The organism is Variovorax sp. J31P207 (assembly GCF_030316965.1).
Lineage (GTDB): Bacteria > Pseudomonadota > Gammaproteobacteria > Burkholderiales > Burkholderiaceae_C > Variovorax > Variovorax ginsengisoli_B.
Map to the genome: position 1 here is coordinate 37,332 of NZ_JASZYN010000020.1, position 22,215 is coordinate 59,546.

Below are 22,215 nucleotides of genomic sequence, written 5' to 3' on the forward strand. Positions count from 1 at the left end.
GAGATACTCAGCTTACCGCGCGGCGGCCTTCCGGCTTGCCGCGCTTTGCCTTCATCTCGGAGAAAAAGGCGTAGAGCTGCTGTGCCGCCGGCGACAAGGTCCGGCCTTTGCGCCGGATGAGGCCGATCTTGCGGGTGATCACCGGGTCGTAAAGCGGAACGCTCACAAGCAACGGATGGTCCGCGTCCGGCATGGCGATCGAAGGCACCGCAGCCACGCCGAGGCCCGCCTCCACCAGGCCGAGCATCGTGGTGACGTGCTGGGTCTCGTAGATGCTCTGCGGACGGCCAGGCAGGCCCGAAAGCGCCTGGTCCAGCAGCAAGCGGTTGCCCGACGCCTTGCTGACCGAGATGTAGTCGTACTGCGCCAGTTCGGTCCAGCTCACGCGGCGCTTCTTGGCCAGTGGATGGTCACGCCTGCAAGCCGCGACGAAACGTTCTTCCAGCAAGGGCTTGAATTCGATGTCCGGCTCCTTGCCGCCGACGAAGTTGAGCCCGAAGTCCGCCTCGCCGCGCGACACCGCCGACAACACCTCGTTGGCGCTGGCGTCGAACACCTTGACCCGGATCTTCGGGTAGCGCTCGTGGTAGCGCGAGATCACCTGCGACAGAAAGTAGTAGACGGTCGAAGGCACGCAAGCAATGGTCACTTCGCCCATGCGCGTGGCCGCCACACCCCGGATTCCCAAAAGCGTGTGGTCGAGGTCGTCCAGAAGTTGCTGCACTTTGCGATCGAAGTCGCGCCCGACCGAGGTCAGGCTCACACGCCGGGTGGTGCGGTCGAGCAGTCGCACGCCCAACGCCTCCTCGAGCTTTTCGATACGCCGGCTGAAGGCCGGCTGCGATACATGCAGCGCCTCGGCCGCCTTGCGGAAGCTGTTGAGCTCGGCCACCGCCCGGAACGCCTGCAGATCGTTGAGATTGAAGTTGATGGCCATGCCGCATGGGCTCCTCGGACAGTTTCACTGATCCACAGTGTGCATCAATCGATCCTAAACATGCAATTCACAGAAGTCCTCCAAGAGCGGAACATTCGACCAAGGCCAAGCAAGAGCCTCGCAGGCATCCAGTTCTCGACAATCCACCGGAGTAGACAAATTGAAGATCCAGAAGATTCGCCTCGTTGGCGCTGTGGCGCTGGCGGCGTCCATGGCTTGCGGCAGCGCAGTCGCCGCCTTTCCTGAAAAGTCGATCACCCTCGTGGTCCCGACGGCCGCAGGGGGCGCCAACGACGCCATGGCGCGAGTGATCGGTCAGGCCATGTCGGTCATCCTCAAGCAACCCGTCATCGTCGACAACAAGGCGGGCGCCAACGGCGCGATCGCCAGCGAATATGTGATGCGCGCCGCGCCCGACGGCTACACGCTCATGCTGGGCTACGTCGCAACGCATGCGATGAACCCGGCGCTGCAAAAGCTTCGCTACGACCCGGTCAAGGACTTCGAGCCCGTCGGCATGGTCGGATCGTCGGCCACGGTGATGGTGCTCAATCCTGCCGTCAAGGCAGGCAACGCGAAGGAAGTCGTCACGATGCTCAAGGCCGCTCCGGACAAGACCAGCTACGCCTCGGCCGGCAATGGCACGGCGCCGCACTTCGCCGCCGAGATGTTCAAGCTTTCGAGCGGGACCAGCATGCTGCATGTGCCCTACAAGGGTTCCGCGCCGGCCATCACGGACACCATCGGCGGCCAGACGCAGGTGATGTTTCCCAGCCTCTTCACAGCCATGCCGTATGTCAAGGCCGGCAAGCTCAAGGCAGTCGGCGTTGCGGGCACCAAGCGCTCGGCGCTGATGCCGGACGTCCCAACGCTCCAGGAGCAGGGCATCGCCGACGTCGACGTTTCGCAGTGGTACGGCATCTTCGCGCCTGCGAAAACGCCCAAGCCTGTGATCGAACAGCTCAACAAGGTACTCAATGAGGTGCTGGCGGACAAGAGCGTGATCAAGCGCCTCGAGGACCACGGCGCCGAGGTGTCGACCATGACGACCGACCAGATGCGCACTTACGTCGCGCAGGAGCAGGTCAAGTGGAAGAAGGTGGTTCAGGCCGCCAAGATCACCGCGGATTGAGATGAAAAGGTCGATCCCCTGTGTGCTGATGCGCGCCGGCACCTCTCGCGGCCCTTTCTTCCTGCGCGAGTGGCTGCCCGACGGCGACGAGGCGCGTGACCAGGCTTTGATCGGCGCCATCGGCGCCTCCGATCCCCTGCAGCTCGACGGTGTGGGCGGCGGCAGCACGTTGAACAGCAAGGTCGCCATCGTGTCGCGCTCGTTGCAGCCGGGCTGTGACATCGACTATCTCTTCGCGCAGGTAGGCGTCGGCCACCGGTCGGTGGACACGCGGCCGAACTGCGGGAACATGCTCTCGGGCGTTGCGCCATTCGCCATCGAGCAGGGTTTGATTCCTGCGACGGACGGGACCACCAGCGTACGGGTCTACAACGTCAACACCGGGTCGCGCATCGACGTGACGGTGCGAACGCCCGGCGGGCGGGTGACCTATGAGGGCGATGCGCGCATCGATGGCGTGGCCGGTACCGCGGCGCCCATCCTGCTCAACTTCCTCGATGCGTGGGGTGCGGTCACCGGGCAGGTCTTCCCGACAGGCAAGCGGATCGACACGATCGACGGCATCGAGGTGACCTGTATCGATGCGGCCATGCCGCTGATGATCGTGCGCGCGGATGACCTCGGTGTCACGGGGCGCGAGAAGCCGGCAGCGCTCGACGCGAACACTGCGCTCCTCGAACGGCTGGAAAGCCTTCGCCTCGAAGCTGGACGCAGGATGGGCCTCGGCGACGTCTCAGACAGCGTCATTCCAAAGCCAGTGCTCGTCAGCACGGGCGAGACGAATGACAGCATCACCTCGCGCTACTTCACGCCGCGCAAATGCCATGCGTCACATGCCGTCACGGGCGCCATTGGCGTCGCCAGCGCCTTTGCCTTGCCGGGAACGGTCGCGAGCGGGGTGGCGCGCGAACCGGGACGCCATAGCCTGGTCGTGCTGCATCCCGCCGGGCAGATCGATGTCGAAGTTGAATTGAAGGGCAGTGCAGACGCCGCGACGGTTGAACGCGCTGCCCTCGTTCGCACTGCGCGAAAGATCATGCAGGGCGAACTGCATCTGCCCGACTACGTGTTCTCACGTCCAGAAGCACGGGGCGCCGAGTCGTCAGATCCCCCGCACAGAGCCCTGACCATCATCGTGCCGACGCGGGCAGGTGGCGGCAACGACACGATGGCTCGCATCATCGCCGCCAAGTTGAGCCCGCTGCTCGGCCAGGAAGTGCTGGTCGACAACCGCGCCGGGGCGAACGGCGCCATCGCAAGCGAGTACGTGGCGGGGTCCGCGCCGGACGGACACACCTTGATGTTCGGCTACGTCGGTACGCACGCGATGAATCCAGCGCTGCAAAAGCTGGGGTATGACCCGGTTGAGGACTTCGCTCCGGTCGGACTTGTGGGTTCTTCTCCGACCTTGATGGTCACCCATCCGGAAAAGGGCGCCCCCGACCTGCACACGCTCATCGCCCGGCTAAAGGGCGCACCTCGGTGTTTCAGTTACGCTTCCGCCGGCGACGGGACGCCGCCGCACTTCGCGGCCGAACTGTTTCAGCTCAGCAGCGGAACGTCGATGGCCAGCGCGACGTATGAGGGCGCCGCGCCTGCGATTGGCGACACGGTCAACGGACGATCGCAGATCATGTTTCCCAGCCTGTTTACGGCATACCCATTCTTGCGTGCAGGACAGTTGCGCGCCTTGGCGGTGGCAGGGCCGAAGCGCCTGGAAGACCTTCCCGGCGTGCCGACGCTCGCCGAGTTGGGCGTTCCAGGGGTGGATGTCGTGCAGTGGTACGGGCTGTTTGCGCCGGCCGGTACGCCCGCGGCAGCCATCGATCGCCTCAATCGGGCGCTTAACGAGGTATTGGCCGATCCGGAGGTTGTCGAACGTTTCGAGAGGCATGGTGCTCGCGCCGAGCCGGGAAGCGCCGACTCGCTTGCGCAGAGGATGCAGGCGGATCTTGCCCGCTGGCGCCAAGTCGTGGCTCAGGCCGAGCTTGCACCGAGAGAGTCGCGCCAACTCGCGCTGGATTGACGCGTGAGGCGAGCGGAAGACATGAATCTTCCGCGGCCGATGGCTTCAGATGCGGCACGAACGACCTGCTACGGCCGGTTGGCCGCCGTGATGACGATCTCGACGCGACGGTTCTTCGCCTTGCCCTGTGGCGTGTCGTTGCTCGCCACCGGTCGTGCCTCGCCGAAGCCTTGCGCCGAGATCGAGTTCTGCGGCACACCCTTCGAGGTGAGGAAGCGCGCGACGTTGTCCGCCCGCGCCGACGAGAGTTCGAGGTTGGACGGGAAGCGTGCCTTCAGCGCCGGACCGATGGGTTCGTTGTCGGTGAAGCCCTGGACGACGATTTGCTGGCCCGGCAGGTTTGAAAGCGTCGGTGCGATTGTGCCCAGCGCCTGTTCACCCTTGGGACTGAGCGACCAACCGCCTTCGGGGAAGAGCACCTCGTTGACCATGGTCACCTTGAGCTGGTTCTGCAATCGCGTGATCTGTGCCTGGTCGCTGCTCAACTGGCTCGAGAGCTTCTGGTCGAGCGCCGCGTACGTGTCTGCCTTCTGCACTTCGGTGTTGTAGGTCTTGTCGGTGACGCAACCTGCAGCGAGCACGGCGGCGCACAACACCAGATTGAGCTTGATTGAGTTCATGCTTTCTCTCCACTGTGGTTGAACAAACACGATGTGGCCCTTTCAAGTCGCGGCCTTCGAACGGAAAGCGCACGTCCCCATCCGACGCGATCACCGTCGTGAACTGCGGCGCGTTGGAGCGGCGACGCGGACAAGCCTCTTGCAGTCGCGTGTCGCTAGTAGCGTCTGCGAACCGCTGCGCCATTGGGTCCGACGCAACCCTCGCGGTAAACGCCCTTGGCGCACGTGACCTGCGCCGGCGGTGGCTTCTTGACCACTGCGGCGCCGTTGGGGCCGGCGCAGCCAGCGCGATAGACGCCTGCCGCGCAGGTGACCGCCCAGGACGCGGACGGAACAAATCCGAGAAGGCCCAACGCGGCTGCTGCGGCGAATATGTAGCGCTTCATGACGATCTCCTTGGGTTGTGCCTATGGCGTAACGGCTACGGGAATCCGGATGGCTCGATGAATTTGCTCGACCGGCAGAAAGGGATTGCCCGGTATCTTCATCAGCATCATCGCTCGATCATGGGTCACTGAGAATGGGGTCGAAGGGCAAGGCGATTGCCCGAAAGTGAAGCTGGCTGAAGGCCTTGAAGGGGTCCGCGCCGACGACATCGGCAAACGGAAAGTAGATCGCAGCGCTGTCGAAGGCCCGCCTGAGCATGGCGTCGATAGTGGACGGCGCGGGCGCCACGGCGACCAGGTTCTCGGCCGGCGCGTACGCCGTCAGTGTCTTGCCGTCGTAGTAGTATTCGATTCAGCCTTGGGGCAAAACGCTTGCCCGAAAGGGCAACGCAGTGCTTTAGTTCTGTGGACTTACAAGCGCGTTGCGCGGATCATCCCGGTCCCGACGCTTGCAAAGTGATCGAACGATGGCCATTCAGACAGAGGAGCCTTCACGAGGCGATCCTCGCGCAGGACGCTCGACCGCAACGCTTCGGGGTGGGCGCTGGCACGGGTGGCTCGTTGCAATCTTCTGCGTGCTGGTTGCCCCGGCCGGCACGGCCGCCGACGCCCGGAACGTGCTGGTGCTCTATTCCAACGGCCGTCTCGTGCCTGCCAACGTCGACGTCGAGCGAGGATTCAAAAGTTCGATCGTGGATTCCGCCGATCGGCCGGTGGAGATCTTCAGCGAGTTTCTCGACTATCCGGAGTTCGTCGGCGAAGACTACGAAAACACCGTCACGACCTACTTGCGGAACAAATTCGCCAAACGTCCGCCGGACGTCGTCGTCGCCGTTGCGAGGCAATCGCTCGACTTCCTGCTGCGCCACCGCGCGCAACTGTTCCCCGGGGTTCCGATCGTTCACGCGGCGGCCTTCAGGGCGTATCCCAATCCGTTCCCGACGCTCCCCGCGGACGTGGTCGGCGTGCCGGTTGAATACGATCCCGCCGGCACGGTGGAGCAGGCGCTGCGCTGGCATCCGAAGGCCCGCCATCTGCTTGTCGTGACCGGCACAACGCCGCGCGACCGTGAGTGGGAAACGTTGCTGCGGGAAGGCCTCGCTCACTTTGAAGGCCGAGTGACCATTGAATTCCTGACCGGGTTGCCGACCGACAAGCTCCTGGCGCGCCTGCGCGGACTGGACGAAGAGTGGATTGTCTTCACGGCCGGCTTCTACCAGGTCGGCGACGCGCTCAAATACACCCCGCGCGAATCCGTCGAGATGATGGCCAAGTCGGCCAACGCGCCTGTCTACGGCACATTCAGCAGCTTCGTCGGTACCGGGGCCGTGGGCGGCCGTGTCCCGAGTTTCGCGGCCACGGGTCAGCAGGCAGGGTCGATCGTCAACAGCCTGCTCGACGGCGTATCGCCCGCGTCGCTCAACCTGCCCAAGGTCATGCTCAACGAGCTGAATGTCGACATGCGGCAGACACGCCGCTGGGGAATCGCAGACAAGGACATACCGGCCGAGGCGGTGGTGCAGTTCAGGCAGCCCACGTTCTGGGAGGCGTACCGGACGGTAGCGATCATCGGCGGTACCGTGATCTTGCTCCAGGCCGGGCTCATCGCCGCGCTCCTGCTGGAGCATCACCGTCGTCGCAAGGCCGAGATGGCGCTGGTGCAGCGCGGAGGCGAACTCGCCCACGCGTCTCGCCTGGCTATCGCCGGGGAACTGACGGCTTCGATCGCGCACGAGATCAATCAACCGCTGGCGGCCATCCTGACCAATGCCGACGCCGCTGAAATGATCCTCCATTCCGAGGTCGATCGGAGGGAGGACCTGCAGATGATCCTGACCGACATCCGGCGTGACGACCTGCGCGCCAGCGATGTCATTCGTCGCCTCCGGACGCTCCTGTCCAACAAGGCGATCGAGCGCCAGTCATTCGACCTCACCGAAATCGTCAGTGATGCGTGTGCCATCCTCCAGGCCGAGGCGCGGCGCAGAGAGGTGACCCTGGTCGTACGAAACGCAGCGACGCCCGGCTGTGTCTTCGGTGATCCGGTCCAGATTCAACAAGTGCTCATCAATCTCGCGCTCAATGCGATGGACGCTGTCGCAGGATTGCCCGGGGATCGGCGTACGATCGTGGTGTCGGTCGAGCCAGAGGCCGGAGCGCTTGCCTTGACCGTGCGTGATCGAGGCCCAGGCGTTGCGCCCGAACACCTCCCCAAGCTCTTCGATTCGTTCTTCAGCACCAAGCGCCGAGGCATGGGGCTCGGGTTGTCGATCGCGCGGACCATCATCGAAGCGCATGGAGGCCGCATCCGGGTAGACAGCGATCCCGGCCATGGCACCGTGTTCCACGTCTTGCTGCCCGTACACGGTGAAAGCACCATTCCGACCACCACCCTCGCATGAACACCTCTCCGCTCATCCACGTGGTCGACGACGACGAGTCGCTGCGCACTGCGCTGCTGAGGTTGCTCGACATGGCGGGCTTCGAGACGCGTGGTTACGCTTCGGCTGGCGAATTCCTGCTTCGCCCGCCACCCGATCGTCCGAGTTGCCTGCTGCTCGATGTGCGCATGCCCGGCCCATCGGGCTTGGACCTGCAGGGCGCGTTGGAGGAACGCGGCGTCGCGCTGCCGATCGTCTTCCTGACGGGCCATGCAGACGTGCCTTCCTCCGTGCAGGCCATGAAGGGCGGGGCGGTGGATTTCCTGGAGAAGCCGATCCAGCGCGACGCCTTGCTCGCAGCGCTAGAGCGCGCGCTCGCTCGCGACGCGGTGCGGCGGGCCGCCAGCACCGAGGCCTCGCGTCTTCGCGCGCTGTTCGCCACACTGTCGGAGCGCGAACGAGAGGTCTTCGATCGCATCGTCGTGGGCAAGCTGAACAAGCAGATTGCCGACGAACTCGGCAGTAGCGAGCGCACGATCAAGACGCAGCGCGCACACCTGATGATCAAGCTGGGTGTGGACTCGGCGGCCGAACTCGGCGCCCTGGCCGAAAAACTGAGCCGCAGCCCTCCATAGGGAACTGACGCAAAGGGCGCGCTTGTCGGCTCGTCGGCCCTGTGGCCCCTGAAGCCCGACACCGAATCCGCGCTCGGTCTTTCGGGCAACGGATTTGCCCTTTTGCCGGATTCACGTGTCGATCCGACCGCGGGATCATGGCCCCGTAACCCTTAATTGCGATCACTCGATGACAGCTTGAAGGCCCGTCGACACACAGTCGGGTCAGGGCAGGTCCACGGGCTCCATCAGAAGTCGCACGGAGATCCGTGATGGCGACGATCGAAGGCAGGGTGGTGATTGTGGTGGAGGATGACGACAGCCTGCGGCAGGCCCTTGGGCGTTTGCTCGAGATCGCAGGCTTTCGAGCGGTCAGCTTTGGATCGGCAGAAGCACTGCTGTCGACCGGTGGCGTCGAGGGTGCGGTGTGTGTGGTCAGCGACTTCAAGCTCCCGGCCATGTCAGGCCTCGAACTGACGACCGAGCTGGCTGCACGCGGGGGATGGCCATCGGTGATCTTGATGACGGCGCACGACTCGCCAGAGGTACGCGATGAGGCGAAGCGCCGTGGCGCTTCGGGCTACCTGGTCAAGCCATTTCACGGAAGTGTGCTGTTGGCTGCGATAGCGCGCGTGGCGGGTCCGACACATCCGCCCTGAGGCCGATCGTCTGATGGCGCCCGGCAAACAGGCATGAATCCGCCGACCCTCGGGCGGCCGGTCACTAGCGAAAGGGGAAGATCAAATGAAGAAGCAGACACGAAAGGCACGGGTCGCGGCGAATGCCGTGGCGATTCTGGTCGCGGCAATGGTGGCCACCGGTCCGGCAGTCTCCCAGCAGATTACCGGCGTGCCGGGCTCGCCGAGCGCCACGTCCACGATCGAAGGCGGACAGATCCCGCCCCAGCCGCCGAAGTTCGGCGGCGTGATCAAGGAAAGCGCCAAGGACTCGAAGACCTGGTGGCCGCCGCGCGTCGTGCCACCCAAGGGTGCGCCCAATGTGCTTCTGATCATGACCGACGACCAGGGCTACGGGGTGAGCGGCACATTCGGCGGCGTCATTCCGACGCCGACCCTGGACCGCATCGCGAAGGCCGGCTTGCGCTACACGCAGTTCTGCTCAACCGCTCTGTGCTCGCCGACACGGGCTGCACTGATCACCGGACGCAACCACCACTCGGCCGGCTTCGGTGTCATCACCGAACTCTCGACCGGCTTCCCGGGCTACGACTCGATCATCACGCCGGACAAGGCGACCATCGGCACGATCCTCAAGGGCAATGGCTACGCCACGTCCTGGTTCGGCAAGAACCACAACACGCCCGGGTTCCAGTACAGCGCGTCCGGCCCCTTCGATCAATGGCCATCGGGAATGGGTTTCGACTACTTCTACGGCTTCATGGGCGGCGAAACCGACCAGTGGGAGCCGTACCTGTTTCGCGATCACTCGCAGATCTTTCCGTGGGTGGGCAAGGAGGGCAGCTACAACCTGACCACCGACATGGCGGACGAGGCGATCACCCATATCAAGAACCTCGATGCGGCATCGCCCGAGCAACCCTTCTTTGTCTACTACGTGCCTGGCGGAAGCCACTCGCCGCACCAGCCGACGAAGGAATGGATCGACAAGTTCAAGGGCAAGTTCGACATGGGCTGGAACGTCATGCGCGAGCAGATATTTGCCAATCAGAAGCGGCTGGGTGTCGTGCCTGCCGATGCCAAGCTGACCGATTGGCCCGACAGCCTGCCGAAGTGGGAGACCCTGTCGGCCGACGAGAAGAAGCTGTTCGCGCGCCAGGCCGAGGTGTTCGCGGCCTACACGGCCTACACCGACTACGAGATCGGCCGCGTGATCCAGCAGGTCCAGGACATGGGAAAGCTCGACAACACGCTGGTCATCTACATCAGCGGGGACAACGGCACCAGCCCCGAAGGGACCACGCTCGGAACGCCCAACCAGTACACCGCCTACAACGGCATCCTCGACGTACCGGTGCAGGAACAGCTCAATTTCTACGACGCCTGGGGTTCGTCGGCCACCTACCCGCACATGGCGGTCGCTTGGTCGTGGGCCTTCGATACGCCCTTCAAATGGACCAAGCAGGTGGCATCGCACTTCGGCGGCACGCGCCAGGGCATGGCGATCTCGTGGCCCGCACGCATCAAGGACGTGGGCGGCGTACGCAATCAGTTCCACCACATCATCGACATCGTGCCCACGATCCTGGAAGCCACGAGCATCAAGGCGCCGGACGTGGTGAACGGCATCAAGCAGAGTCCGATCGAGGGCGTGAGCATGGCCTACACCTTCGACAAGGCCAATGCCACGGCGGCTTCGAAGCGCACGACCCAGTACTTCGAGTTGATCTCCAACCGGGGCATCTATCACGAAGGCTGGTACGCCAATACGACGCCGCCGGTGGCGCCGTGGGTGCTGAACGCGCCAATGCCACCCGTGAACGAGTACAAGTGGGAGCTGTACAACCTCGCCGAGGACTACTCGCAGGCGAATGATCTGGCCGCGAAGATGCCCGACAAGGTCAAGCAGATGCAGGCGATCTTCGACCAGGAGGCGGCCAAGTACCAGGTGCTTCCGCTCGACAACTCGCAGTTCGCCAGGGCCATCGCGCCGCGCCCGAGCGCGGTCGCGGGCAAGACCGTCTTCACCTACACCGGCGAGAACTGGGGCATACCGCTCGGCAATGCGCCGAACATCCTGAACAAGTCGTTCAAGATCACGGCCGAGGTCGATGTCCCGCAAGGTGGCGGCGACGGCATGCTCGTGACCCTGGGTGGACGTTTTGGCGGCTATGGGTTGTACCTGCTCAAGGGCCAACCGGTCTTCACCTACAACATGCTGACGCTGTTGACGGCCCGGTGGGCCGGCGATCAGCCGCCGCTCACGCCCGGCAAGCACACCATCGTGTTCGACTTCAAGTACGACGGACCGGGTATCGCAAAGGGTGGCACGGGCGTGTTGTCGGTGGACGGCAAGACGACCCGCACTCTGTCGGTTCCGAAGACGGTGCCCTTCCTGATGCCGGCCGACGAGACTTTCGACGTCGGAGTCGACACCCGCACGAGCGTGAACGAGCTCGACTACAAGGTGCCGTTCCGCTTCAACGGGAAGATCGACAGGCTCACCTTCAACCTCGGACCGTCGCAGCTCGTCGCCGCGGAGGAGAAAAAAGTTCAGGAAGCCGTTGCCAAGGCCAAGGATTGAAAGGAGCGTGCGACATGAGACGAATCCCTGCGTTGATCGCTGTGTGCGGCCTGGTTGGCGCCGGCATCGCCGCCGCGCAGCAGAACATGCTGCTGGACTACGCGGCCAGCCAGATGGTCCAGAAGTTCCAGACCGCGAGCTGCGAACAGTTGAAGGCGCAAAAGGGCGCGCCTCAGACCGACAAGCAGAAAGAGGTCAAGGAGTTCCTGCAGAACGATGCACAAGCCCGGGCGGCCTTCGTGAACAAGGTGGCGGCTCCCGTGCTCAACAAGATGTTCGTGTGCGGAATGATTCCATGAGCGCAGGTGAGAGGAGCACATCATGAACCAAGCAGACAGGTTGATCGGAATCGTCATCGCGTTGGTTATGGCGGTCGTCTTGGGTGGCTGGCCGGGGCGCGGCAATGCCTTTGACCTCCTGGGTGAGGCCGAGGGCAAGGCCGTGGACCTTGCCGCGGCTGAGGTGATCAAGAGGTTCGAGGATGCAAGCTGCGAGCAGATCAAGGCCCGGAAGGACGAGCCGCCCACCATGGCCAAGAAGGCAGCCATTGCGCTGCTTCGCGACAACGTCAAGGCTCGCGTGGCCTTCATCGACAAGATCGCCGCACCCGTCCTGAACAAGATGATCGAGTGCGGCATGGCGCCCTAGCGCGCTCCAATGGCCTGGGACCCTTCCCGTGAGCGACTCGAACTTCAACACCCTGGGCAAGGTCCTTGCTGTCGCGTCGATCGCCGAGGTCGCCACCGGCGTCGCATTGCTGATCGTTCCTGCCCTGGGTACCCTGGCACTGCTCGGCGTCGAAGGCGCGATCGCTGAGGCGCTCGCGCGCTTGGTCGGAATTGCGTTGCTCACGCTGGGTATCGCATGCTGGCCTGTGCAGCGGCATGCGCGGGGCGATTCGGCGGCTTACTGGGCCATGCAGAGCTACAACGCATTGATTGCGCTGTATCTGGCGTACCTGGGCATCGGCGAGCGCCTGGGCGGTGTGCTGTTGTGGCCGGCCGTCGGGCTGCATGCAGTGATGTCGCTGTTGCTGGTGGGCGCCCGGCGAACCGGACTCTAGCGTGCGCCCCATCGCCGTGGTCAGCCGGGGCCACGCGGATCTTTTTTCAACGTCGACCGCTTTCGACATCTAAGTGGAAACCCTAGGAGGCGGCCATTGCTACGATTGTCGTCGGTCGAGATGGAGCGACGAAGAGTTGAACTACGGTGCGCGCCAGGCCCTCGTGCCGTGTCGGTCGCAAAAAGGGGGGCGCCAAGTTGGAAGCTCACCCGCTCGCCATCGGGAGATCCAGTCGTGATTGCTGCGCCCAAAACCGTGCCTACGCGCTATTCTTCATGGCTGCTGGAAGACCAGGTGCATGTGTTGTTCAGGTCGGAGCGGCGATGAAGCCGTGACGGCTGCTCGCCCTTGAGCGGCATGGGCGCAGGTACGAGCCGATCCTCACGAGGAGATAGCACATGACAGTACACGACCTGAGCATCAAGCTGCCCATCGAGCCGCCCGGGCCCGGGCCGTGGAAACAGGACGGCGTGCACTTCCCGCGGCCTATGACGCGCTACTTCCAGGAGATGCACCCAGACCCGTTCCGCGCCGGCACGCAAGCCTTTGCGCACTACTACGGCATGCTCATCGACGGCCTGCAGATGGCCTACGTGCAGGGCTTCGGCTACAGCCAGGTGGTGCCGGCACCGGAATCCGAGCTGCCCGAACGCTTCCAGCGCGCCGAGCAGGTCTATGCGCAAAAGCTCTGGCGCGAGCAGCTGCGCGAATGGGACAACCAGTGCAAGCCCGCGGCCATCGCGATGCACCGCGAGCTGCAGCTTGTCGACGCGGACGGGCTGTCCGACGCCGAGCTGGTGGCCTATCTGCGGCGCTGCCGCGACCATCACGCGGCGATGATCACGCAGCACATGCGCTTCACCGGTGGCGCGATGCTGCCAGTCGGCGACTTCCTTGCCCACGCGGGCGCCTGGACCGAGTTGCCACATTCGGAGCTGCTGGGCCTGATGCGCGGCTCGGCCGAGGTCTCGTCCGGCGGCTCCGACGAGATGGTGCGCCTGAAGGGCGCCTTCGCCACGGACGCGGCGGCACGCACGCTGCTTGCCAGCGACGTCGACCCGGCGCTGCTGCTCGAACGTCTGCGCACGCTCGGCGGCGACGCCGGCGCGGCGGTGCGCGGCTATCTCGACCTGGTCGGTCACCGACTGATCGACGGCTTCGACATCGCCGAGCCTACGGCACTGGAGCTGCCTGACGCGCTGCTCCGCTCGCTTCGCATCGCGTTGTCGGGCGAAGCCGTGGTCGCGTCGGAGCTCGACGTGCGTGTCGCCGAGGTGCGTGCCCGCGTGCCCGTGGCGCACCAGGCGCAGTTCGATGAATTGCTGGGCGAGGCCCGCTTGATGTACCGGCTGCGCGACGAGCGCGGGGTCTACAGCGACATCTGGGCCTCTGGCCTGATGCGGCGCGCGGCGCTGGCGGCCGGCCGGCGAATGTCGGCGCGCGGCCGCATCGCCATCCCACTGCACATGCTGGACGCCGGCATCGACGAGATGTGCGCGCTGGTTGCCGCCAGTGGTGGCCCCACGGCTGAGGAGCTGGCACAACGCGCCGCCTATCGCGTGGCGCACACCGCCAAGGACGTGCCGCCGCTGCTCGGCCCGCCGCCCCCGCTGCCGCCGGACCTGGCGGCGCTGCCGCCGCATGTGGCTCGCCTCATGCGCGCGACCTTCATCGCGCTGGACCATGTGTTCGGCAGCTCCCAGGCCACCAACGAAGGCAAGATGCTCTACGGGCTGGCCGCCAGCAAGGGGGTCTATGAAGGCCCGGCGCGGCGCGTCTCAGGCCCGTCGGAGTTCGGCCGCATCCAGCAGGGCGACGTGCTCGTCACCGAATCGACGACCGAGGCTTTCAACATCTTGCTGCCGCTGCTGGGCGGCATCGTCACCGACAATGGTGGCTTGCTGTCGCATGCGGCGATCGTCGCGCGCGAATACGGCATACCCGGCGTGGTCGGCACGCGCGAGGCCACAGAACGCATCAGCGACGGCATGCGACTGCGCGTCGACGGGGATGCCGGCGAGGTCACGGTGCTCGGGTGAAGCAGCAAGTCGTTCCTTTTGCGAAAGCGCGCGACGCTGCGCTCTTCGGCTCCAAGGCGGTGGGCCTCAGCCATGCCGTGCATCACGGCCTGGCGGTGCCGCCAGGCGTGGCGCTGTCGGGCGACTTGGTCGAGGCTGTCGCCGGCGGCGACGAGAAGGCCATCCAGAGGCTTGCAGCGGCAATCGCCGAGCTGACGGCGCCGTTCGCCGTGCGCTCCTCGGCGGTCGATGAAGACGGCGCTGCAGCCAGCTTTGCCGGCCAGCACCTGACGGTGCTCAATGTGCACACGCCCGCCGACGTGCCCGGCGCAGTGCGCGAGGTGTGGTGGTCGGCCAATTCAGATTCGGCCATCACCTACCGCCAGAAGGTGGGACTTTTCACCAGGCCGAGTGTCGGCGTGGTGGTGCAGACGCTGCTCAATCCCGATGTGGCCGGTGTCATGTTCACCGAACACCCGGTCACCGGCGCTGACGAGCGTCTGATCGAGGCCAGCTGGGGCCTGGGCGAAGCGGTGGTTGCCGGCCTGGTGGTGCCCGACCACTTCCGCCTCGATCGCGCCGGCCTGGTGCTGGAACGCAAGCCCGGACGCAAGCGCATCGCCGTGCGCTCGCTGCCCAACGGCGGGACCTTCGAAGAGCAGGTGCCGGCGGCGCAGGTGACGCAGTTGTGCCTGGACGATGCGCAGCTGGCGTCGCTCGCCGGCCTGGCACTGCAGTGCGAAAAGGCTTACGGCCCGCGCCGCGACATCGAATGGGCGATGCAGGACGACAGGTTGTACCTGCTGCAATGCCGCGCTGTGACCACCGGCCAGTCGCGCAGTGAGGCCGCATTGCCCGGCCCACCGCCGCGCGACCCGGTGGGCGCTCTGCAGCGCGTGCGCTTCTTCGTCGACCTGGACCGGCGCCAGGCCGAGCAGATTGCGCGGCTGCTGAAGCAGCGCCATTTCGTCCAGGGCGAGACCGTCATCCGCGAGGGTTCGGGCGCGGCTGCGTTCTTCATCATCGAATCGGGCGAGGCCGCGGTGTCGAGCAAGGGCGTGGCGATCAACACGCTGGGCCCGGGCGATCATTTCGGCGAGATCGCGCTGATCGACGGCGGGCCGCGCTCGGCCACCGTCGTCGCCACCACCGAGTTGATGTGCTACGGCCTGACCTTCTGGGAGTTCCGCCCGCTGATCGAGCGCAACGGTGCCATCGCCTGGAAGCTGTTGCAGGCGCTGGCGAAGAGGCTGCGCGTGGCTGAACAGGGCCAGAGTTCATGAAGGTCTCAACTGCCCAACTCGGAGTAGATTCGCCGCCATGGGACTCTTGACATTCAGCATCAACGTCACCCTCGACGGTTGCGTCGACCACCGGGAGGGAGTCGCCGACGATGAGACACACGCTTTCTTCACTCGCCTCATGGACGAGGCAGGGGCGATGCTGTGGGGCCGCGTCACCTACGAGATGATGGAGAGCTACTGGCCGGCGGTCGTCCGCGGCAATCAGGAGGCGCCGCCTGCGATGCGCGAGTGGGCGGTCAAACTGGAGGCGAAGCCGAAGTATGTCGTGTCGTCGACGCGAAAGACCTTCCCGTGGACTAACAGCCACCTCATCGCTGGCGACCTGCGCACCGGCGTGCAGAAGCTGAAGGACGCGACCCCGGCCGGCGTGCTCCTCGGTAGCGGCAAGCTCGCTGGCGAACTCGATCGGCTGGATCTGATCGACGAGTACAAGTTCCTCGTGCACCCCAGGATCGCCGGCCACGGCCCGACCCTGTACCAGAGCGGGCTGCCCAGCACGCGACGGCTCGAGCTGGTCTCGGTGAAGCCGCTCCGCAGCGGCGCGGTCGCCATGCACTACCGGCGCGCGGCCGGCTAACAACCCGTTGCAGCGGACGATTGCTAGCTCGGACCTCGATGCCGGTCTCGTACGTCGAAGACCTGCGCCTGACCCGCGCACACGAACCTTCCGCAGACAAGGCCGCGGGCTTTCTGCACGGAGAGGACGACTACCCAGAGTGCCGCTATGCTGTTTGGTCAGCAATCTTGCCCAGGCACTCCCCCAGCAGTGCCGTTGCTGCGCGCAACTGTTTGGCGGACAGTGCGGCGTACCCCAGGAGCAGGCCCTGCGGTGCGGGTTGACGCCGATAGTGTGGTGCGATCGGATGCAGCCCCAAACCGCGCTCCGCGGCGTGCGCGGCCAGCGCTTCTAGCTGGCGCGAAGTCCAGCCCGGCAGCCAACCAACCACATGCATGCCGGCGCGTGAGTCGTTGACCACCAAATGCTTGCTGCAATGCTCGCGCAGACCGTCCAGCAACGTCGCGCGGCGGCGGCGCAATTCCGCTGAAGCATGCCGCAAATGACGATCGAACGCGCCGCTTTGCATCAGCTCGGCCAGTGCTTCCTGCTCCATGCTGCCGCAACCCAAGTCGTCGTGCAGCTTGGCGGCGACGAGATCATCGCGCACGCCTCTTGGGCAGACCACATAGCCAAGGCGCAACCCCGGGAAAAGCACCTTCGAGAAGCTGCCGACGTAGATCACCCGGTCGTGGACATCGATCGATCGAAGTGCCGGGATGGCGACACCGTCATAGCGGAACTCGCCGTCGTAGTCGTCTTCGACCACCCAGCAGCCGCGTTGAGCAGCGTATTCGAGCAAGGCTGTTCGCCGCGCCAGTGACATCACGGCGCCGGATGGGAATTGGTGCGACGGCGTAACCAGGATCATGCGGACGCCGCTTCTCCGCGGCAGGACCTCAACCCGCAAACCTTCGGCGTCGACCTTTACCGGCAGCAGGCGCGCGCCATGAGCCTGCAACGCACGCGAGACGAGTTCGTACCCGGGATCCTCGATTGCGACGACCGACCCTTCGTCGATCAACACCCGGGCGAGCAGAGAGACTGCCTGCTGCGTGCCGCTGACGACCACCACGTCGTCGGCGTCGCACACGACGCCGCGCCGCCGTGCGAGATACTCGCTGATGGCTTGACGCAGCACACGCAGGCCAATGCTTGGCGGGTAACCCCAATCCCTTGCGCCCACCGCCTGTGACAGCTCGCGCCGCCACGCGGTGACCAGTGGCGGGTCGACCAAGGGCTCGCCGTAGTGCAGGTCGTAGCGCAGGCGATGAGCGACGCGGCGAATCGTCAGCGCCGGCAAGGCCCGTAAGCGGGCGGCGTAGCGTGTCTGGGCCGGAACCTGCGCCTTGATCGACGGCCTGTCACCCAAAACCGCCGGGGTCGCCACAAAGGTGCCGGAGCCGACCCTGGCCACCGTCAACTGCTCAGCACACAGCATCTCGTAGGCTGTGAGCACGGTATTGCGCGACAGCCCCAACTCCGCGGCCAGCACGCGCGTCGCAGGCAGTGCTGCACCAGCCTTCAGCTGGCCATGAAGGATTGCACGCTTGAGTGCCCGCGCCAGCTGCGCGTAGAGCACGCCATTGCCATCGAACTGCAAGAACATGATTCAGAGACGCTTTTCGAACTGGTGCTGCCCAGCATACCGATGTGGCAGGCCAATGGGGCCACTTCAGCGCAAGTTTGACCCGGCCTTTCGGCCCCATCAATTGGCACCGAAGCGTCGGCGTGGATTGGTACTTTATTCATCGGCCTGAATGCGTAATCTTGGTGCCACTAGACGGGCCATGTCGGCCCATCCCGGGAGCACACCATGTCCACGACCCTGACCCCCTACTTGAGTTTCGGCGGCAACACGCGCGAGGTCTTCGCCTTCTACGAGAAGGCGCTCGGCGCCAAGATCGAAACGATGATGAGTTACGACGACATGCCCGCATCACCCGCGGGCGCCGACGGCTGCGGCGACGGCCCGCGGCCCACCGGCACCAGCATCATGCATGCCTGCCTGGCGTTGCCCGGTGGCGCGAAGCTGTTCGCCGGAGACGTGCCGCCCGGCATGCCGTACGAGGGCGTGAAGGGCGCAATGCTGGCCGTCCAGTACGACACCGTCGACCAGGCGCACGGTGCCTTCCACGCGCTGTCGCAGGGCGGTCAGGTGACGATGCCACTGGCGCCGGCGTTCTGGGCCAAGACCTTCGGCATGCTCACCGATCGCTTCGGCGTGTGCTGGGGTGTCAATGGGGAGTCCATTGCGTTCGGATGAGCACATGACGTTCGAGGCGTACATCACCAACATCCGGGCCAAGACCGGCAAGGATCCGAAGGACTTCTTCGACGAGGCCGTCCGCAGCGGCGTTTTGCATCCCGAGACGAAGACGATGCAGTTCATCGCGTGGCTGAAATCCACGTCGGGGCTCGGTCATGGGCACGCGATGGCGGTCTGGGAAGCCTTTCGGCGCAACGGCTGGGTTCCGCTCGCCCAAGGAGCAGCGCCGGCGCCCCGAGCCCCCAGCAGGAAGCGCACCTCACGACCGTCGCGAATCCGAAAATGACGGGCGCCTCGGGCACCCACACAGTGGTGCCAGCGTGGCAGGTGCGTCTTGGGCCCGTCCTGCCTGTGCTTGCGACTCTGTTCTTCCTGCTCGATGCCGCCGGCAAACTGTCCGCTCGAGCGCGAGAGGCGATCTCGGCCAAGCGCAGGCCGTTGCCGCCCTTACCTGCTTGGTTTGCCGTCAGTCTGTGTGCCCGCGGGTCAGGACGAGGCACTGGGTTGCCAATGGGCGTCCTCTTGACAGGCGGCCGTTTCCGGGAGGACCAAAGCCTCGACGCCGCGGAAGCCATAGAGATGCGCTTGCTGCTTGCAACACCGATCGACCCCTAGCATCCAGAGCCGTCGTTCGCGAGCAGCCGATTCTGGCCGACAGGTCGAGTCGAAAGATCAGGCTGGAGCGTCTGCTCCAGGTTGCTGCCGGTCAGAATTTTCTCCTGAACGACGGCGCTTGCGCTGAAAGCGGTCAGTCGGGGCTGTCGACGTTGCACCCGCGACAGCTTAGTATCAAGACCATGAGCTCGCTTCCGCAGGGCACCGTCACTTTCCTGTTCTCCGACATCGAAGGGTCGACTCGTCTTGCCAAGCTTTTCGGCGATCGACAATGGGCTGAGTTGCTTGACGAGCATCGTGCCTTGCTGCGCGTGGCATTCGCGGCGCACGCGGGCATGGAGGTGGACACGCAGGGGGACGGCTTCTTCGTGGTATTCATGCGTGCAACTGACGCACTTGCCGCCGCGGTGGCCGGGCAGCGGGCACTGCTGGCACATGACTGGCCCGACGACGGAATCGTCAGGGTGCGAATAGGCCTCCACACAGGAGAAGCTGTCCTGCGTGACAGCCACTACATCGGCCAAGAGGTGCACCGCGCCAGCCGTATCTGTGACGCCGGCCATGGTGGGCAGACCGTGCTGTCTCAGGCCGCCGCTGAACTTGTGCGTACCAGTCTTTCAGGCGGCGTGGCGCTCAAGGATCTGGGCGAGCACCAACTGAATGGCTTGGGCCGGCCGCAGCGCCTGTTCCAGCTATCGGCACCTGGTTTGGCCGCGGATTTTCCGCGGTTGCGCAGCTTGGATGCGGCCACCAACTTGCCCGTTGAGCGCACCAGCTTCGTCGGGCGCGAACAGGAGATCGCCGACGTACGGGCTGAGCTTGACGAGCATCGGCTAGTGACGCTCACCGGCATTGGCGGTGCGGGTAAGACGCGCCTGGCACTGCGCGTGGGCGCGCTGGAACTCGGCAACTTCCCCGACGGCGTCTTCTTCGTCGACCTGGCACCTGTGACTGACCTCGACTTGGTGGCGCAGACCGTGGCCGCCGCTTGCGGGTTGTCGCTCGGCGACTCGCCGGGCGGGGACACACGCGCGTTTGTTGATCGCTTGACGATGACCCTGGCGCCGCGCCGCTGCCTGCTGCTGATCGACAACTGCGAGCATCTACTGAGCGCGGTTGCCGAATTGGTCGACCAGCTCATGGCACGGTGCCCGCGGGTCGAGTTGCTCGCCACCAGCCGCGAAGCCTTGGGCATCGAAGGCGAGCAGATGATGCAGGTGCCGTCCCTAGCCGTCCCCGACGAGTTCGCGAGCGGGTTGGTGACCGATGCCATGCGTCTTTTTGCCGATCGCGCTCGAGCTGTCCAGTCTTCGTTCCAACTCGACGCGCATACGTTGGCGCCGGTGGCCGAGATCTGCCGGCGATTGGACGGGATTCCGTTGGCGATCGAATTCGCGGCGCCGCGGATCGCTCATCTGTCTGTACAACAGATTGCCGAGCGATTGGAAGGACGCTTGCGCCTTCTCAACGGGGGGCGCCGACGCATCCGGCGGCAGCAGACGATGTCAGCGTCACTCGAATGGAGCCATGATCTACTCGCTGAAGAGGAGCGCATTGTCTTCCGTCGCATTGCAGTCTTTGCTGGCGGCTTCACGCTGGAATCGGCAGAGGCCGTGTGCGTCGACGAGGGCATCGCCAGCCACGCGGTGCTTGACCTGCTCGGCTCCCTGGCAGACAAGTCGCTCATCACGGTCGGGCAAGGAAAACGCGGCGCAACTCGCTATGGCCTGCTGGAGACTGTGCGGCTGTATGCCCTGGAAAAGCTCGAGGCCGCAGGCGAAACGCGCACCTTCCGTTCGCGACACCGCGATCACTATCTGGCCTGGTTGGAGGCCATGCCTCTGGACAGCCTGGTTTTCGGGTCGGAGTCGGCCGATGCGATGGGTTGCGAAATAGACAACCTGCGGGTAGCCGCAAAACGGTGCGTGGACGAAGATCGACCCGACCTGGTCGCGCGGCTGGTCAAACTTATGACCGGCTTTTGGATCATGGGCAATTCCTACCGCGCTCCCAAAGACCTGCTCGACTGGGCGTTGTGCCGGGAGGATCGTCTTTCCATTGAAGATCGAGTGAGCAGCCACGCTATTCTTGGGTGGCTGTTGCTGTCGCTCGGAGACCCTTCACGAGCACTGAGTCACACTACTCGGGCTATCGACCTTGCAAACGGCCGGGTCGAGCCCTTTGCCATGACCGCCATGGCTTTCCGTGCCGTTGGGTATGCCGGGTTGGCTTCCATGCCGGGCTCTGATCCAAGCCTTCGCGCCGAGGCGCGGCACGATGCTGAGCGTGCCGTCGCTTCAGCACGGAAGGACTTCCCAAGTGCATGGCAAGCCTGTGCCGAGACAGCTTTCGCCTACGTTGAGTTGCATCTCGGCGACATCGAGGCTGCAGCATACTGGTTCGCTTCCAGTGCCAAAAGCTGCCGTGGAGTAGCGTTCAAGGGATGGCAGATTGCCAACGCGATGTCCGGCTTGGCAGCGTCGCTGCACCTGCTCGGCCAAACTGAAGAAGCTCTTGAGGCCAGCTTGAGTTTCCTGGCACGACAGGACCTCAATGACTTGCCCTGGCTTGATAGTCTCGTCATCGAGGTGATACCGGCGCTGTTCGCCGGCGGCCAGCAGCGAAGGGCTGACCATGAGTTGCTCCGACGTGCCACCGCAATACGTCGCAACGGCGTCGATCTCGCTCCAAGTTCCTTTTTGATTGTGGCTGCAGTGATTGAATTCTTGCGCGGCCGACCTGAGCGTGCCGGCCGACTTTTGGGTGCGGGACGCAGCGTGGGCGGCGCCGCCAAGCAGGTGCTGCAGTTTCCCACACCGATTTGCCTTGCGTACTACATGCGCTACCTGCCCCTCGTGCGTGCGGCTCTGGGGCCCGACGCCGCCCGGCGCGCACGCGACGAGGGACGCGCGATGACGCTCGACGAGGCCTTCAACTTCGCGCTCGAGGAACAGGGGCCATGACACCCGCTGACGCTGGACGGTGGGTGATGATTTTCGCGTGCGCCGTTGGATCCCTCGGCGGTAGCCGGCTGCGTAGGCGCCAACGAACAAGAAGAATCCGGCCCACACG

20 protein-coding genes are annotated in these 22,215 nt (G+C 64.8%); 16 read left to right on the plus strand and 4 right to left on the minus strand.

What is annotated here, in order from left to right; genetic code table 11:
- Positions 1-7: 7 nt before the first annotated feature.
- Positions 8-937 (minus strand): LysR family transcriptional regulator, encoded by a 930-nt coding sequence (locus QTI68_RS36895; RefSeq protein WP_286529189.1) that lies wholly within the window; start codon positions 935-937, stop codon positions 8-10.
- Between the two features lie 211 nt (positions 938-1,148).
- On the opposite strand from QTI68_RS36895, the gene QTI68_RS36900 reads away from it, so the two are divergent.
- Positions 1,149-2,069: a Bug family tripartite tricarboxylate transporter substrate binding protein gene (locus QTI68_RS36900; protein ID WP_286529265.1), complete on the plus strand. Its 921-nt coding sequence runs from the start codon at positions 1,149-1,151 to the stop codon at positions 2,067-2,069.
- Between the two features lies 1 nt (position 2,070).
- Entirely contained in the window at positions 2,071-4,095 is a 2,025-nt protein-coding gene (locus tag QTI68_RS36905; protein WP_286529190.1) for a 4-oxalomesaconate tautomerase, read from the plus strand.
- 68 nt (positions 4,096-4,163) lie between these two features.
- Here the strand turns inward: QTI68_RS36905 and QTI68_RS36910 are convergent, their stop codons facing one another.
- Both QTI68_RS36910 and QTI68_RS36915 read right to left on the minus strand, forming a co-directional pair.
- The gene (locus QTI68_RS36910; RefSeq protein ID WP_286529191.1) at positions 4,164-4,715 is read right to left on the minus strand and encodes an OmpA/MotB family protein; all 552 of its coding nucleotides are present in this window, start codon (positions 4,713-4,715) and stop codon (positions 4,164-4,166) included.
- A 155-nt stretch (positions 4,716-4,870) separates the two neighbouring features.
- Positions 4,871-5,101 carry a hypothetical protein gene (locus tag QTI68_RS36915; RefSeq protein WP_286529192.1) on the minus strand — a complete coding sequence of 77 codons (231 nt, stop codon included), beginning with the start codon at positions 5,099-5,101 and terminating at the stop codon, positions 4,871-4,873.
- A gap of 85 nt (positions 5,102-5,186) precedes the next feature.
- On the opposite strand from QTI68_RS36915, the gene QTI68_RS40405 reads away from it, so the two are divergent.
- The 11 genes from QTI68_RS40405 (at position 5,187) to QTI68_RS36970 (ending at position 16,280) form a co-directional block, all read left to right on the plus strand.
- On the plus strand, positions 5,187-5,561 hold the full coding sequence (locus tag QTI68_RS40405) for a hypothetical protein (protein ID WP_503011803.1): 375 nt from the start codon (positions 5,187-5,189) through the stop codon (positions 5,559-5,561).
- A gap of 115 nt (positions 5,562-5,676) precedes the next feature.
- Complete coding sequence (locus tag QTI68_RS36925) at positions 5,677-7,503, plus strand: sensor histidine kinase (RefSeq protein ID WP_286529194.1); 1,827 nt, start codon at positions 5,677-5,679, stop codon at positions 7,501-7,503.
- A gap of 20 nt (positions 7,504-7,523) precedes the next feature.
- Positions 7,524-8,117 (plus strand): response regulator transcription factor, encoded by a 594-nt coding sequence (locus QTI68_RS36930; protein WP_286529195.1) that lies wholly within the window; start codon positions 7,524-7,526, stop codon positions 8,115-8,117.
- Positions 8,118-8,368: 251 nt separating this feature from the next.
- Entirely contained in the window at positions 8,369-8,755 is a 387-nt protein-coding gene (locus QTI68_RS36935) for a response regulator transcription factor (RefSeq protein WP_286529196.1), read from the plus strand.
- Positions 8,756-8,840: 85 nt separating this feature from the next.
- Positions 8,841-11,318 carry an arylsulfatase gene (locus QTI68_RS36940; protein WP_286529197.1) on the plus strand — a complete coding sequence of 826 codons (2,478 nt, stop codon included), beginning with the start codon at positions 8,841-8,843 and terminating at the stop codon, positions 11,316-11,318.
- Between the two features lie 14 nt (positions 11,319-11,332).
- On the plus strand, positions 11,333-11,617 hold the full coding sequence (locus QTI68_RS36945; RefSeq protein ID WP_286529198.1) for a hypothetical protein: 285 nt from the start codon (positions 11,333-11,335) through the stop codon (positions 11,615-11,617).
- A gap of 22 nt (positions 11,618-11,639) precedes the next feature.
- On the plus strand, positions 11,640-11,966 hold the full coding sequence (locus tag QTI68_RS36950; RefSeq protein ID WP_286529199.1) for a hypothetical protein: 327 nt from the start codon (positions 11,640-11,642) through the stop codon (positions 11,964-11,966).
- A gap of 28 nt (positions 11,967-11,994) precedes the next feature.
- Positions 11,995-12,381, plus strand: coding sequence for a hypothetical protein (locus QTI68_RS36955; RefSeq protein ID WP_286529200.1), 387 nt, complete (start codon positions 11,995-11,997; stop codon positions 12,379-12,381).
- 398 nt (positions 12,382-12,779) lie between these two features.
- Positions 12,780-14,420, plus strand: a complete 1,641-nt coding sequence (locus tag QTI68_RS36960) for a PEP-utilizing enzyme (RefSeq protein ID WP_286529201.1) — start codon at positions 12,780-12,782, stop codon at positions 14,418-14,420.
- Entirely contained in the window at positions 14,417-15,682 is a 1,266-nt protein-coding gene (locus tag QTI68_RS36965; protein WP_286529202.1) for a PEP/pyruvate-binding domain-containing protein, read from the plus strand. Before QTI68_RS36960 ends, QTI68_RS36965 begins: the two co-directional genes overlap by 4 nt.
- A 37-nt stretch (positions 15,683-15,719) precedes the next feature.
- Positions 15,720-16,280 carry a dihydrofolate reductase family protein gene (locus QTI68_RS36970; protein ID WP_286529203.1) on the plus strand — a complete coding sequence of 187 codons (561 nt, stop codon included), beginning with the start codon at positions 15,720-15,722 and terminating at the stop codon, positions 16,278-16,280.
- Positions 16,281-16,425: 145 nt separating this feature from the next.
- Here the strand turns inward: QTI68_RS36970 and pdxR are convergent, their stop codons facing one another.
- Positions 16,426-17,868: a MocR-like pyridoxine biosynthesis transcription factor PdxR gene (gene pdxR, locus QTI68_RS36975; protein ID WP_286529204.1), complete on the minus strand. Its 1,443-nt coding sequence runs from the start codon at positions 17,866-17,868 to the stop codon at positions 16,426-16,428.
- A gap of 207 nt (positions 17,869-18,075) precedes the next feature.
- Here pdxR and QTI68_RS36980 point away from each other — a divergent pair, with 207 nt between their 5' ends.
- From QTI68_RS36980 to QTI68_RS36990, 3 genes are all read left to right on the plus strand, one after another.
- A complete protein-coding gene (locus QTI68_RS36980; RefSeq protein WP_286529205.1) occupies positions 18,076-18,525 on the plus strand; it encodes a VOC family protein in 450 nt (149 codons plus the stop codon).
- A 4-nt stretch (positions 18,526-18,529) separates the two neighbouring features.
- A complete protein-coding gene (locus QTI68_RS36985; protein WP_286529206.1) occupies positions 18,530-18,814 on the plus strand; it encodes a DUF4287 domain-containing protein in 285 nt (94 codons plus the stop codon).
- Between the two features lie 511 nt (positions 18,815-19,325).
- Positions 19,326-22,106 carry an ATP-binding protein gene (locus QTI68_RS36990; protein ID WP_286529207.1) on the plus strand — a complete coding sequence of 927 codons (2,781 nt, stop codon included), beginning with the start codon at positions 19,326-19,328 and terminating at the stop codon, positions 22,104-22,106.
- Positions 22,107-22,215 lie beyond the last annotated feature (109 nt).